Annotated in this window: 10 protein-coding genes; 1 reads left to right on the top strand and 9 read right to left on the bottom strand. The window is 64.5% G+C overall.

What is annotated here, in order from left to right; all coding sequences use genetic code 11:
• Nucleotides 1-107 precede the first annotated feature (107 nt).
• Complete coding sequence (locus BM416_RS12680) at nt 108-1,433, top strand: ammonium transporter (RefSeq protein ID WP_092488273.1); 1,326 nt, start codon at nt 108-110, stop codon at nt 1,431-1,433.
• Nucleotides 1,434-1,985: 552 nt separating this feature from the next.
• On the opposite strand, the gene folD is transcribed toward BM416_RS12680, so the two are convergent.
• The 9 genes from folD to BM416_RS12635 form a co-directional block, all read right to left on the bottom strand.
• On the bottom strand, nt 1,986-2,921 hold the full coding sequence (gene folD / locus BM416_RS12675) for a bifunctional methylenetetrahydrofolate dehydrogenase/methenyltetrahydrofolate cyclohydrolase FolD (protein ID WP_092488272.1): 936 nt from the start codon (nt 2,919-2,921) through the stop codon (nt 1,986-1,988).
• A gap of 72 nt (nt 2,922-2,993) precedes the next feature.
• On the bottom strand, nt 2,994-4,682 hold the full coding sequence (locus BM416_RS12670; protein WP_092488271.1) for an APC family permease: 1,689 nt from the start codon (nt 4,680-4,682) through the stop codon (nt 2,994-2,996).
• A 74-nt stretch (nt 4,683-4,756) separates the two neighbouring features.
• Nucleotides 4,757-7,066 carry a trimethylamine N-oxide demethylase gene (locus tag BM416_RS12665; RefSeq protein WP_092488436.1) on the bottom strand — a complete coding sequence of 770 codons (2,310 nt, stop codon included), beginning with the start codon at nt 7,064-7,066 and terminating at the stop codon, nt 4,757-4,759.
• A 2-nt stretch (nt 7,067-7,068) separates the two neighbouring features.
• A complete protein-coding gene (locus tag BM416_RS12660; RefSeq protein WP_092488270.1) occupies nt 7,069-8,436 on the bottom strand; it encodes an NAD(P)-binding domain-containing protein in 1,368 nt (455 codons plus the stop codon).
• Nucleotides 8,437-8,456: 20 nt separating this feature from the next.
• Entirely contained in the window at nt 8,457-9,323 is an 867-nt protein-coding gene (gene purU, locus BM416_RS12655; RefSeq protein WP_092488269.1) for a formyltetrahydrofolate deformylase, read from the bottom strand.
• A gap of 30 nt (nt 9,324-9,353) precedes the next feature.
• Nucleotides 9,354-10,484: an aminomethyl transferase family protein gene (locus BM416_RS12650; protein ID WP_092488268.1), complete on the bottom strand. Its 1,131-nt coding sequence runs from the start codon at nt 10,482-10,484 to the stop codon at nt 9,354-9,356.
• Between the two features lie 30 nt (nt 10,485-10,514).
• Entirely contained in the window at nt 10,515-11,531 is a 1,017-nt protein-coding gene (locus tag BM416_RS12645; protein WP_092488267.1) for a heme-dependent oxidative N-demethylase family protein, read from the bottom strand.
• 11 nt (nt 11,532-11,542) lie between these two features.
• Complete coding sequence (locus tag BM416_RS12640) at nt 11,543-12,472, bottom strand: PDR/VanB family oxidoreductase (RefSeq protein ID WP_092488266.1); 930 nt, start codon at nt 12,470-12,472, stop codon at nt 11,543-11,545.
• Nucleotides 12,469-12,912, bottom strand: a complete 444-nt coding sequence (locus BM416_RS12635) for a dimethylamine monooxygenase subunit DmmA family protein (RefSeq protein ID WP_092488265.1) — start codon at nt 12,910-12,912, stop codon at nt 12,469-12,471. The genes BM416_RS12640 and BM416_RS12635 overlap by 4 nt, the downstream gene beginning before the upstream one ends.
• Nucleotides 12,913-12,993 lie beyond the last annotated feature (81 nt).

Here is a 12,993-nt window from a genome sequence, read left to right as displayed (position 1 = left end):
GAGGTAGAAATGCGGCGGTTGGTTTACGGGCGGCTTCGCGCCCAGCGCGGGGCAAGCCCGCTCACTACACCCAGGTACTTCCCATTTCTTTTGCAGGAGCTTTGAACATGGTCAATCGTCTTCTCGGCAAATCCCTCTTCGGTTTATTGGTGGCCAGTGCCTTTGCACCCTTGGCCCAGGCCGCCGACGCCCCCACCTTGAACACCGGCAGCACCGCCTGGATGGTCACCGCCGCCGTGCTGGTGCTGTTCATGTGCTTGCCGGGGCTCGCGTTGTTCTACGGTGGCCTGGTCCGTGCGAAAAACATGCTCTCGCTGTTCACCCAGTGCTTCGGCATCGCCGGCCTGGTGGGCGTGCTGTGGGTGATCTACGGCTACAGCATGGTGGTCGACACCACCGGCATGGTCGAAGGGCAGGTGACCTTCAACAGTTTTGTCGGCGGCCTGAGCCGCGCCTTCCTGGCGGGCATGACCCCGGAGAGTCTGGTGGGGGATATTCCGGAAGGGGTGTTCGTGACCTTCCAGATGACCTTCGCCATCATCACCCCGGCCCTGATCGCCGGCGCCTTTGCCGAACGCATGAAATTCTCGGCGGCGCTGCTGTTCATGGCCCTCTGGTTCACCCTGGTCTATGCCCCGGTGGCGCATATGGTCTGGGGCGGTTCGGGGGCCTTGATGCATAACTGGGGCGTGCTCGACTTTGCCGGCGGCACCGCCGTGCACATCAATGCCGGTGTGGCCGCGCTCGCTGCGTGCCTGATCCTCGGCAAGCGCAAGGGCTACCAGAACACGCCGATGCCGGCGCATAACCTCAGCCTGACCATGGCTGGCGCGGCGATGCTCTGGGTCGGCTGGTTCGGCTTCAATATCGGCTCCGGTGGCGGCCTCAGCGGCACCTCGGGCATCGTCATGCTCAACACTCAGTTGGGCGCCTGCGCCGGGATCCTGGGCTGGATGTTCACCGAGTGGTTCAAGGTCGGCAAGCCCAGTGCCCTCGGCCTGGCCAGCGGCGCGTTGGCCGGTCTGGTGGGGATCACCCCGGCGTGTGCCTACGTGGGCGTCGGCGGTGCGTTGGCCATCGGCTTGCTGTGCGGGGTGTTCTGTTATTTGAGCGTGACGGTGTTGAAGCGCCGTTTCGGCTACGACGACAGCCTCGACGTGTTCGGCCTGCACGGCATCGGCGGGATGATTGGCGCGGTGTTGACCGGTGTGTTCTGTGTACCGTCCATGGGGGGCCTGGTGGAAGGTGTGACCATGGGCGGGCAGGTGGTTGCCCAGCTCAAGGGGGTGCTGCTGACTACGGTGTACTGTTTTGTGATCAGTTGGATCATCCTCAAGGGGGTCAATGCCCTGGTCGGCTTGCGTGCCCATGAGTCGGTGGAGGAGATGGGGCTGGACCTGGCCGAGCATAATGAGCGGGCCTACAACCACTGATCATTCCCCTGAGTAAACGCAGCTCAAAATGTGGGAGGGGGGTGCGACGATTCGACTTGCCCCGTGGCGGCTGGGGAGCCGACGACTCTCTAACGGGTGCCCCGGGACTGAAATGTGGGAGGGGGCTTGCCCCCGATGGCGGCCTGACAGCCGACCAGGATGTTGGATCAGATCGAGTACATATCCGTTGCTGCGGTAACGGCTGCTTATGGTTTCGCTCTTACAGCGACTCACTTTTGGAGGGACCCAAAAGTAAGCAAAAAGTCCTCGCCCCACCACTCGGCACCTCGCCCAGGCTCGGTGTGCCCGTAATCCGACAGTGATTCGGGGGGCCGCCGCCACGCGCCATCCATGGCGCGGGGCGGCTAAACCGGCATCCCTGCCGGTTTACCCCCCAAATCACTATCGGATTACGGCCAACGTGGTTAACGGGGCGCCAGAGATCAAGATCAAGATCAAGATCTACAGCAAGATCTACAGCAAGAGCAGGAGCGGCTCGCTTCGCATCGTGGTTACCGTGTGGATACCTATGCGCCGACAGCGGTCTGCCAGTCAGCTGGGTTGTAGCTGAGCCACGGCCATCGGGGGCAAGTTCCCTCCCGCATTTGCCTTGCTGCGTTGCAGCTGGCTCGCCACCAGGGTGTTCTTCAGCAGGTAGGCAATCGTCATCGGCCCCACACCGCCGGGCACCGGTGTGATCGCGCTGGCTACGGTGCGTGCGCTGGCGTAATCCACATCCCCCACCAACCGCGTGCCGGTCTCGGTGGTGATGCGGTTGATCCCCACATCAATGACCACTGCGCCGGGCTTGAGCCAACTGGCATCGATCAACTGCGGCCGGCCTACGGCGGCGACGACGATGTCGGCCAAACGGCACAGCGCCGGTGCATCGACGCTGCGCGAGTGCACCACGCTGACCGAGCAGTTGGCCTGCAGCAGCAGGGTTGCCATGGGTTTGCCGACAATGTTCGAACGACCGATCACCACCGCGTGCAAGCCGCTCAAGTCGCCGCAGGTTTCGTGCAGCAGGCGCATGCAGCCGCTGGGCGTGCAGGGCGTGAGCACTTCGATGCCTTGCACCAGGCCACCGACGTTTTCGCGGTGGAAGCCATCCACGTCCTTGATCGGGTCGATCGCGTGGATCACTGCCGCTTCGTCGATATGCGCTGGCAGCGGCAACTGCACCAGGATGCCGTTGACCGTCGCATCGGCATTCAACTGGGCAAGCAGGTCGAGCACCTGCGCCTGGCTGGCATCCTCCGGCAGCCGGTATTCCAGGGAGCGAATCCCGACGTCCTTGGCCCGCAGCAGTTTATTGCGCACGTAGACGTGGCTGGCCGGGTCATCGCCCACCAGCAATACCGCCAGGGCCGGGTAGATTTGTTGTGAGGCAAGCAGCAGGACCTCTTCGCGAACCTCGTCGAGCACCTGGGCAGAGATGGCCTTGCCGTCGATATCGCGGGCAGGCGTGGGCAGAGAGCTGGTCAAAAGCGTCACCGTTGTCTGGGGGAATAAAGGCTGAAGGATCTAAATCCCTCAGCCATAGGCAGGCCGGAAGGCTCAGGCTACCAGTTGATGGCAGGCATACACCACCAGCACACCGGCGACCAGCGTGGCATAGGGCAGCCAGCCGGCGCGGCGCTGGCCGTCATCGGCCTGGATATACAGGTCAGTGAGCATGGCGGCGGGGAAGCGGCCCTTGTCCTGTACATAGTGGCGGTAGCAGAACACCGGCAGGATCAGCAGCGCCAGCAGCAAACCGGTGACCAGCGTGCCTGCGCCCCAGATGTCCGCGCCCAGACCCATGCAGGCCAGGTTGACGAAGCTCAGCACGGCGCCGGCCGCCAGCAGCACGGTGGGGGCTTTGTACGGGCGCACCCAGTCGGGGCGGTCCAGGCGGTGGATCCAGCCGGCATTGAGGTTGAGGAAGTTGAAGATGATGTAGCTGACATTGGACGCCGCAAGCACGAACACGTAGTCCGACATCAGCAACAGCAGCAGGTTGAACGACAGGTCGGTCCACATTGCCGCTGTTGGCGCGCCATGTTCGTTGGTGCGCCCCAGGTACTTGGGCAACCAGCCATCCACCGAGGCCTGGTACAGGGTGCGCGACGAACCGGACATCGAGGTCATGATCGCCAGCAACGTCGCCAGCACCAGCATGATCAATACGATATTGGCCACCACCTTGCCGCCGCCGATGCTGTCGGCCATCACCTGGCCAACGCCCATGCCGCTGTAGATCGCCGGCGAGAGCAGGCCGCTGTACACCGCGGGCGTCACGATTGCGCCACTGGCATCGAGCACCGCCGGCGTCACCAGTTGGCCCAGCCCGAGGCTGCCTTGGAACGCCAGCGGCACCAGGGTGAACACCAGGATGCACAGCAGGCCGGCGTAGAAGATCGCCTTGAAGGTGTCGCGCTTGGGGTCCTTGAATTCGCGGGTGTAGCACACCGCCGTTTCAAAGCCGTAGGTGGACCACGCCGCCATGAACAGCCCACCGGCCATCAGTGACCAGCCGGACATATCCCACGGCCCATCGATGACTTGCCCGGCCGCGTCATGGGCCAGGGGGTACAGCGGCAGGAAGTTGGCCTGGGTCGCATCCCCGGTGAACAACGGCACCACGCCCACCAGCAGCAGCGGAATCAACGAGGTGACGCCGAGCACCAGAGTCAGGCGTGCCGACCGCAGGATGCCGCCGTGCTGCACGGCAAACACCGTGAGCAAAATCAACAAACCAATGGCGAACGTCGCGTTGATGCGCAACGACAGGCCGCTTTTCACCCAGCCCAGGTCCAGCAGGGTCAATTGCCAGGTGTTGATCAACGCATCGGCGGGAAACAGCGCCGTGAGGATATACCCCGCCGCCAGCCCCGAACCGATGGACAGCACCGGCGACCAGGCCAGCCAGTTGCACCACACCGACACCGGTGCGATCAGCTTGCTGTAGCGCACCCACGCCACCGCGCCGTACACCGAGGCGCCGCCGGATTTGTGCGGGAACAGCCCGGCGATCTCGGCATAGGTGAAGGCCTGGATAAACCCGAACAGGATCGACACGATCCACACGATCCACACGATCCATGCCGGTTTGCCCACCGTGGCGGCAATCGCACCGATGGAGAACAACACCAGCGCGGGCACGCCACTGGCGACCCAGAAGGCCCCGCGCCAGTCGATCTTGCGGTGCAGGCTGCCCACCGAGCCGGCAGCCTGCGGTACAGCCTCGAACGTCGTCGCTTCCATCTTCGTATTCCCATGTCTGAATAGCGGTTAGGTTGGGGCAGTCAAAATGGGGTGGCACACACGTTTCGGGACGATCAGCTACGCACCCGGCTTTTGTCCGGGTCGTAGAAAATCGCTGCGCTGACCGTGGCGCTGATGCGCTTCTGCAGGCCATCGACTTTGCCAATCTCAAGTTCAGTGCCGGGCTCGGCGCAGCTCACATCGACCCGGCACAACGCGATAGTGCTGGCCAGCAGTGGTGAGCGGCAGGCACTGGTGATCACCCCGACCTGGGCCCGGCCCTGGTACACCGGGTCGCCATGGTGGGCGGTCTCGTTGCCGCTCAGGTGCAGGCCGACCAGCTTGTGGCTGGGGTGGGCGCTGCGCCGCAGCAGGGCGTCGCGACCGATAAAGTCATCGGTCTTGCTCTTGAGCGGCACGCTGAAACCGATACCGGCCTCGAACGGATCGGTCTGGTCGCTGAACTCGTAGCCGGCGAAAATCAGCCCGGCTTCGATGCGCAGCAGGTCCAGGGCTTCCAGGCCCAGGGGCACCAGCCCCAAGGGTTGGCCGAGTTGCCAGATGCGGTCCCAGACCCGTTCGGCGTCTTCGGGCTGGCACCACACCTCAAAGCCCAGTTCGCCGGTGTAGCCGGTGCGCGAAATCATCAACGGGCAGCCGTCGAAACCGTCCAGCCGACCCACCAGGAAGCGAAACCAGCCGAGGGTTTCCACACTCGGTTGCGTGGGCGGAGTCCAGACCATCTGCTGGAGCAGCTCGCGACTCAGCGGCCCCTGCACCGCCAGGTTGTGAATCTGCTCGCTGGCGGACTTGACCCACACCTTCATGCCCAGTTTCTCTGCCTGCTCGCGCAACCACACGCCGGCGTAGTCTTCGCCGCAGATCCAGCGGAAGTTGTCCGGGCCCAGGCGCAGCAGGGTACCGTCGTCGAGCATGCCGCCGTGGGCGTGGCACATCGCCGAATACACCACCTGGCCCACCGCCAGGCGGCGTATGTCGCGGGTCAGGCAGTACTGCAACAGGGCTTCGGCGTCGGGGCCGATGATTTCGAATTTGCGCAGGGCGGTCAGGTCCATCACCGCCACCCGTTCGCGGCAACCGAGGTATTCCTCGGTGACGCCGTAACCGTCATAGCGCAGCGGCAGCCACCAATTGCGGTAGTCGGTGAAGCTGCCGGTGAGGGCGCGGGTACGTGAGTGAAACGCGGACTCACGGGTGAGGATCGGGTCGGCATCCGCCGTGGTTCGAGTGCTCATGGCGATGGAAAAACGCTCCTTCTCGCTGTAGATGCGGACATGGATGTCGGTCGGGTTCCAGCCATTGGCCGGGTCAATGTCATCCGGGCACGAGGTACTGCCACACAGCAGGTCGGTCATGGCCCGCAGCAGCACGTAATCGCCGGGCCGTGACCAGGGTTCATCCAGGGTCATCTGCTGGTGCGCATCGATACCGGTGTTGAAGAAGAAATTGATCGCCGGCCAGCCGTTGCGCGCCTGCACGCCATGGGGGGCGAGGACGCGGCTGAGGTTGTCGCTGCAGTTGTCGTGCCCGAAATAGCCATGGGTTTCGTAGTAGCGCGCCGCGCAGGCCAGGGCGAACGAATCGTGGCGCCCGACCGTGTCTTGCACCACCTCCAGCATCGGTTGCATATGGCGGTCGAAAAACTTCGAAAACAGCCCCGGTGCCGGGTAGGCGCTGCCGTTCAGGGTGCGCGTGACGGTCTGGTCCAGATCCAGCTCGACGCCGCGATCCAGGGCGCGCCGGTCGAGGGCGACGAAGTCCGAACACTGGCGGCCCGCGACGTCCAGCACCTGGATGTACTGCCCTTTGGCGACGGTGTAGCCGTGGGCCGTGCCCGCGCGCAGGGTGAATTCGTCGAGTACATCGCCCAACGGCTCGGGCAGGGCCGGCAGCAGCAGCGGCGACGGATTGGCCCGCGTCACTATCAGACGCAGCTCGCTGGGCCGGTATTGCCGGTCCACGGCGGTGGCCTCGGCGGGGGCGGCGACGATTACCAGCAGCGCGTCCTCGGCGACAAACTGCCGGCTGTGGCCGGGCGGGCTGTCGGTGTCCCAAAGCGAGGCCGCCAGCGGCAATGCCTGGGCGTCGATGCCGCGCCGCTGGAGCGCCTGGCCGATACGCCCAGGCACGCAGCACGCCGTTGACCCGCTCAGCCCCCAGCTCGCCAGGGCGCTGCGGCCACCGGCGTCGAGGGCCAGCAGTGCGCAGTTTTGCCGGCCTTCGACGTCGATCACTTGCAGGCCGTCGCCGGGCTGCAAGTCGACCAGGGTCACGCCGCCGGCGGCCACGCGGTAGCGTTCCAGGTTCGGCGCGCGGGCAAACAGCCCGGGTTCGCGGGGATGGGAAACACGCGGTGCATTCATCATCAGCCGACCGACTTGATGGGCGTCGCGGGCTCGCCCAGGTAAGCCGCCATCGAGTCATCCAGCGCCTGCAACCACGGCGTGTGGTGCGGCGGCGACTGGGTGCCGGTCATCAGCGAGCGATAGGACTTGTCGCGATAGCCCATGATGTTTTCCGCCTTGTCGTGCTTCCAGTGCAGGAAGGTTTCGTTGATGGCGGCGATGTCGAAATTCGGGTAGTCGGTGGCGTCCACCAGTTGCTGGATATAGGCGCCCTGGTATTCGAACATCTGCTGGTTGGTTTCCAGGTCCTGTTCCCGTGCGTGCCACGCCTGGCTGTCGGCGACCATGTCGGCGTGGCCGGGCAACTGAATGCGCCCGAGGATCACGTCGCGGGCATACCAGGCCTGGGCGTCGAACATGTTGAAGGAGTACCACTGGTCCTGCATGCCGAGGTAGATCAGGCGGGGGTTGGGTTCCCAGAACACGCCCTTGTAGAGGTTCATCGGCCACAGGCGGTTGTCGGTCTTGAGGCTCAGTTCATCGGGCAGGAACGGGAAGTGGTGCTTGTAGCCGGTGCACAGAATTACCGCGTCGATGTGCTTGCTGCTGCCGTCGACAAAGTACGCGCGGTTGTTTTCCAGGCGCTGGAGCAGTGGTTTTTCTTCCCAGTTATCCGGCCAGGCATAGCCCATGGGCGCGCTGCGGTAGCAACTGGTGATGCTGCGCGCGCCGTATTTGTAGCATTGCGAGCCGATGTCCTCGGCCGAATAGCTGCTGCCGACGATCAGCAGGTCCTTGTCCTTGAACTCCAGCGCCTCGCGGAAATCGTGGGCATGCAGGATGCGCCCGGCGAACTGTTCGAAGCCTTCGAAGTACGGCACCTTGGGCGTGGAGAAGTGGCCGCAGGCGTTGATCACGTAGTCGAATTCTTCACAGGTCAAGGTGTCGCTGGTGTAGTCGTGGGCGTAGAGGGTGAAGCGCTGGCTCTGTTCGTCGAAGGTGACTTGGCGCACCACATTGTTGAAGCGGATGTAGTCGCGCACGCCGGCCTTTTCCACGCGGCCCTTGATGTAGTCCCACAGCACTTCGCGCGGCGGGTAGGAACCGATGGGCCGGCCGAAATGCTCTTCGAAGGTGTAGTCGGCGAACTCCAGGCATTCCTTGGGGCCGTTGGACCACAGGTAGCGGTACATGCTGCCGTGCACCGGCTCGCCGTTCTCGTCGAGGCCGGTGCGCCAGGTGTAGTTCCACATGCCGCCCCAGTCCTGCTGTTTTTCGAAGCACACCAGCTCAGGGATGGCGGCGCCTTTGTCGCGGGCCGACTGGAACGCGCGAAGTTGCGCCAGGCCGCATGGGCCGGCACCGATGATTGCAACACGTAGGGTCATGAGCGTGCCTCCTGAAGGTTTCAGCGAAAGATCACTGTCTTGTCCTGGTTGATGAACACCCGGTGTTCCAGGTGGTATTTCAGGGCTTTGGAAAGGGCCACGGTTTCGGTGTCACGGCCGATGGCGACCAGCGAGTCGGGCAGGTGGGTATGGTCGACGCGCTGGATTTCCTGCTCGATGATCGGGCCCTCATCCAGGTCGCTGGTGACGTAGTGGGCGGTGGCGCCGATCAGCTTGACGCCGCGGTCATAGGCCTGGTGATACGGCTTGGCGCCCTTGAACCCTGGGAGGAACGAGTGATGGATATTGATCGCCCGGCCCGACAGTTGCTGGCACAGGCCGTCGGACAGGATCTGCATGTAGCGCGCAAGCACCACCAGGTCGGTCTGGGTGTCTTCGACGATGCGCATCAGCTCGGCTTCCTGGCCGGCCTTGGTGTCCTGGGTGATCGGCAAGTAGATGAAGCGGATGCCTTCGCGTTCGGCCATCGCCCGCAGGTCCAGGTGGTTGGAGACCACGGCGGTGATGTGCATGTCCATCTCGCCCTTGCGGTGGCGGTAGAGCAGGTCGGTGAGGCAATGGTCGAACTTGCTGACCATCAGCAGCACGCGGGTCGGTTGGCGCGAGCTGAACAACTGCCAGTGCATGTCGAAGCCACCGGCCAGGTCACCCAAGCCTTCGCGCAGGGCGCCGATGTCGCCGCTCACGCCGGCGTTGAAACGGAACACCGCGCGCATGAAAAACTGCCCGGTGAACTCATCGTCGAACTGCGCCAGCTCGCTGATGTAGCACTGCTGTCGGGCCAGGCACGCGCTGATCGCGGCGACAATCCCGGACGCCGCCGGGCAGGTGATCTTGAGGATGTAATGTTCGCGGGAGGCGTCCATCGAAAGCTCCTGAGTTCAGTGAAGGAATGCTCAGCCCTTGGCCGTGCGCTTGGTTTTCTGCGGGTCGTCGAAGGGCAGGGCATGGGTGCTGGCGCTGGCCTCGAGGCTGCCGCGAACCTGCAAGGCAATACCGGGTTCGGAACAGGCGACGCTCATGCGCGCGATGGCCATCGAGCGTTTGCTCAGGCGCGAATACATGCCGCAGGTGATCACGCCGACTTGCTGGTTGCCCTGCCACACGGTGTCGCCGGCCTCGGCGGCACGGACGCCCTCAAGCAGCACGCCGGTGATCTTGAAACGCTCCTGGCCGCGCAGGCGCAGGTGTTCTTCGGCGCCACGGAAGGCGTTCTTGCCAGGTGAAACAGTGAAATCCAGGCCCATTTCCCAAAGGGTGTCGCCGGCCTTCTGGTCGGCGAAGGGGTACATCTGCGAGTTGTCGTAGGGGAAAAACATCAGCGAGCTTTCCACCCGCAACCAGTCCAGGGCGGTGAAGGCGCAGGGGATGATCCCCAGGCTGGCGCCTTGTTCGAGGATGCTGTCCCACAGGAACGGCGCATCGGCGGCCTTGCAGAAAATCTCATAGCCACGTTCGCCGGTGTAGCCGGTGCGCGAGATCATCACCGGGCGGTCGAACAGGCGGGTTTGCAGGTGGTGGAAGTACGCCAGCTGGCGGATGCCGGGCACGTGTTCGGCGAGGAAATCCACCGCCAGCGGACCTTGCAGCGACAGGTCGTGCAGGTCGTCATCGAACAGCACCGCCACTTGCCGGCCCTGGGCCGAGCGCACGAGCATTTCATGCCCGGTGCCGGCGCCATGCACCACCATGAACGCGTTGGGGCCGGTGCGGTAGACGATGCAGTCATCGACGAACTTGCCGTCCTCATCGAGCATCGAGGCGTACACCGATTTGCCCGGGTAGAGCTTGGCGATGTCGCGGGTGGTAGCCCACTGCAACAGGCTCTCGGCGTGGGGGCCCACGTAATGGACTTTTTTCAGGCCGGATACGTCCATCAGGCCGGCGCGGGTGCGGATCGCCTGGTGGTGGTCGGCGAGGTCACTGCTGTAGGTCCAGGCAGTGCCCATGCCGTTCCAGTCTTCGAGGTGGGAGCCGAGGGCGCGGTGCCGTTCGGCCAATGCAGAAATACGCCATGAGTGGGTCATGTGAGGTTCCTTGTCGTAGAAGAAGGGGCGTCAGGCCTGTGGGTCGAACTGGCTCAGCCACTCGACCAGCGTGTGGCGGTAGCGGGTCATGCCCTTGTAGTCGGCGATGGGGTCGGGCAGGTCGCGCAGCACGCGGTGCAGGCGACAGCCCCAGCCGGGTTGCGTGACCAGCTCGTCCAGGCTGATCAGGTAGGTGCGGATGCTGAACATCACCGCGTGGCTGCGCGGCAGGCGCGCCATCACTTGCAGCTCGACCCGCAGGTGCACCTGCTGGCCGACGTTCTGCGCGGTGATCCGGCCGCGATCGGAGCCCCATTCATGGAAGGTTTCCGGCGATGAATCCAGGCGCGGGTTGATGGTCAGGGTCCAGTTCAAGCGCCGTACCGGCTGGCCGACCTGCAGGTTGAGCAGGTACTTCAGCGCCCGTTCGAACACGCCCATCTGATGGGCCATGGGCACCGGTGCGTGCCATTGCTTGAAACTCATGCCGGCGTCGAACGCCAGCGACCAGTCGGCCGGGCTGGTGACCAGGCCGGCGTCCATGTACAGGTCGCCGTCACGCTGGTCGAGCAGGGCGAAATCCCCCTGCACCTGGCGGCCGATGTACTCCAGCGGCGCGCAGGGCAGGCTGCTGGCATCGCCGAAGATGAAGGCCTGGTCGATGTCCAGCAGGTGGTTGCGCCACTGCCAGCGCTCGCCGTTTTGCGTCAGGCTGAACGCCTGCGGGTAGTCGGCGGCCAGGTGTTCCATGATCATCTGCAGCGCATCCCAGGCCGCCACTTGCATGTGGGGCATCACCAGGTAGCGGCGCGGGTCCTTGTCCAGCACCAGGGCGCGCTCGGCCATTTCCGAGCGGTAGTGCTCGTCGATGTCGAAGGCGTGCTCATAGATCGAGCCGGGGTCGCGGGAGGTGGCCGGTTCGATGTTCACCGAGTACAGGTAGCTGTCCTCGATAAAGGGAAAGGGGAAACGCCGGATCGCGGCCGGGCTGTTGCGAAAGCTGAAATCGTCGCGATAGCTCAGCACGGGGCTCGTTTGCAGGGGCATGGCACTCACTCCTATAGGTCCAGCGAAACGCAGGGGCCGCTGCCGCGCGAGACGCAGGGCATCAGAAAGTCGGCCTGCTCGGCCGGGCTGAGGAAGCTGTCGCGGTGTTCGATGGCGCCGCCCTGGTGGCGCGTGATGCACTGGCCGCAGACCCCGCCACGGCACAGGTTGGGCACCTGTAGTCCGGCGTGTTCCAGGGCTTCTAGCAAACTTTGCTCGGCCTCGACCCGCAGGCGTCGGCCGCTGCGCAGCAGCTGCAGGTCGAATGGCTGGCCGGGTTGTGCGCCTTTGAAGGCTTCCGAATGCACACGCCTGCTCGGCCAACCGAGGCGTGCAGCGTGTTGCTCAACCGCCTCGAGCAAGGGCTGCGGACCGCAGGTGTAGACGTGGCTGCCCAGCGGTCGATTGCCGAGGATCCGGTCTAGGTCCGGGCGCCGGTCGTAGGTGTGCAGGCGCGGGCCGAGGCGCTGTTGCAGCTCGTCGAGATAGGCGTCGCTGAGGCCCCGGCGGAACAGGTAATGCAGTTCGAAGTCGGCCTGCTGTTGTTCCATCGCGGCGATATAGGCCATGAACGGCGTGATCCCGATCCCGGCGGCGATGAGGATATGCAGGCGCGCGGTGCCATGGGGTGCGAACAGATTGGCCGGCGGCGAAATCTGCAGGGTGTCGCCGACCTGCACCTGCCTGTGCAGGTACCGCGAGCCACCGCGCGAGGCGTCTTGCAGGCGCACGGCGATGCGGTAGTGCTGGGGCTGCGCCGGGTCGCTGGTGAGTGAATAGGCATTGCGCACCGTGCCTTCGGCCAGCGGCAGGTGCACCTGCACATGGCTGCCGGGCGAGAAGCCGGGCAGGCTGCCCGTGGCGGGCATCAGGGTGAATTCGCGCACCACCGGCGTGAGCATGCGTGCGGCGCTGACCTGGACGTTGAGGGCCGCGCTCATGGCTGGAACCCCGCGTAGGGCTGGTCGGGGTTGATGCACACGCCGAGATATGCCCCCAGGCGCCGGGAAAAATGCGTGCGGACCTCCAGCCCGACGTGGCAGCCGATGCAGTTCAACAGCGGCTCCGGCCCGGCCGCCTGGGTCAGGCCGCAGTGCGCGCAATACACTTGGCGCAGGCCGGGTATGCAGGTCATGTCGATCTCGTCGTCTTCCATACCCGCGGCACGGGCCTCGCCGTGCACACGCCAGATAAAGGCTTCGTCGCCCAGCAGGTAGAGCCGGCAGCCCACGGTGGCGCTGGCCAGCGCCTGTTGCAGGCGCCGCGCAAAGTCGGGGCGTTCGCCGTTCAACAGCAGGGGGCTGTCCAGTTCGCTGATGAACGCTGCGCTGGCGGCGGCTGATTGCATCACCACGATGGGGCGGCTGCGGGTGTGGGTCATGGGGGGCTCTCCACGCTGGGTTTTGTTTCCTGTTGGGAGAGATACTTTCCTATGGGGAAAATCTTCTCAATCTGGAAAAAG

This window comes from Pseudomonas sp. NFACC42-2 (genome assembly GCF_900116055.1).
Taxonomy (GTDB): domain Bacteria; phylum Pseudomonadota; class Gammaproteobacteria; order Pseudomonadales; family Pseudomonadaceae; genus Aquipseudomonas; species Aquipseudomonas marginalis.
Note: the sequence above shows the minus strand (reverse complement) of the source record. Positions and strands in the feature narration are given on the sequence as shown.

What these genes read in the sequence shown, in the direction of transcription:
- BM416_RS12680 (WP_092488273.1), top strand. Translation starts at nt 108, where the DNA reads ATGGTCAATCGTCTTCTCGGCAAATCCCTCTTCGGTTTATTGGTGGCC.
- BM416_RS12670 (WP_092488271.1), bottom strand. Translation starts at nt 4,682, where the DNA reads ATGGAAGCGACGACGTTCGAGGCTGTACCGCAGGCTGCCGGCTCGGTG.
- BM416_RS12665 (WP_092488436.1), bottom strand. Translation starts at nt 7,066, where the DNA reads ATGAATGCACCGCGTGTTTCCCATCCCCGCGAACCCGGGCTGTTTGCC.
- BM416_RS12660 (WP_092488270.1), bottom strand. Translation starts at nt 8,436, where the DNA reads ATGACCCTACGTGTTGCAATCATCGGTGCCGGCCCATGCGGCCTGGCG.
- purU (WP_092488269.1), bottom strand. Translation starts at nt 9,323, where the DNA reads ATGGACGCCTCCCGCGAACATTACATCCTCAAGATCACCTGCCCGGCG.
- BM416_RS12650 (WP_092488268.1), bottom strand. Translation starts at nt 10,484, where the DNA reads ATGACCCACTCATGGCGTATTTCTGCATTGGCCGAACGGCACCGCGCC.
- BM416_RS12645 (WP_092488267.1), bottom strand. Translation starts at nt 11,531, where the DNA reads ATGCCCCTGCAAACGAGCCCCGTGCTGAGCTATCGCGACGATTTCAGC.
- BM416_RS12640 (WP_092488266.1), bottom strand. Translation starts at nt 12,472, where the DNA reads ATGAGCGCGGCCCTCAACGTCCAGGTCAGCGCCGCACGCATGCTCACG.
- BM416_RS12635 (WP_092488265.1), bottom strand. Translation starts at nt 12,912, where the DNA reads ATGACCCACACCCGCAGCCGCCCCATCGTGGTGATGCAATCAGCCGCC.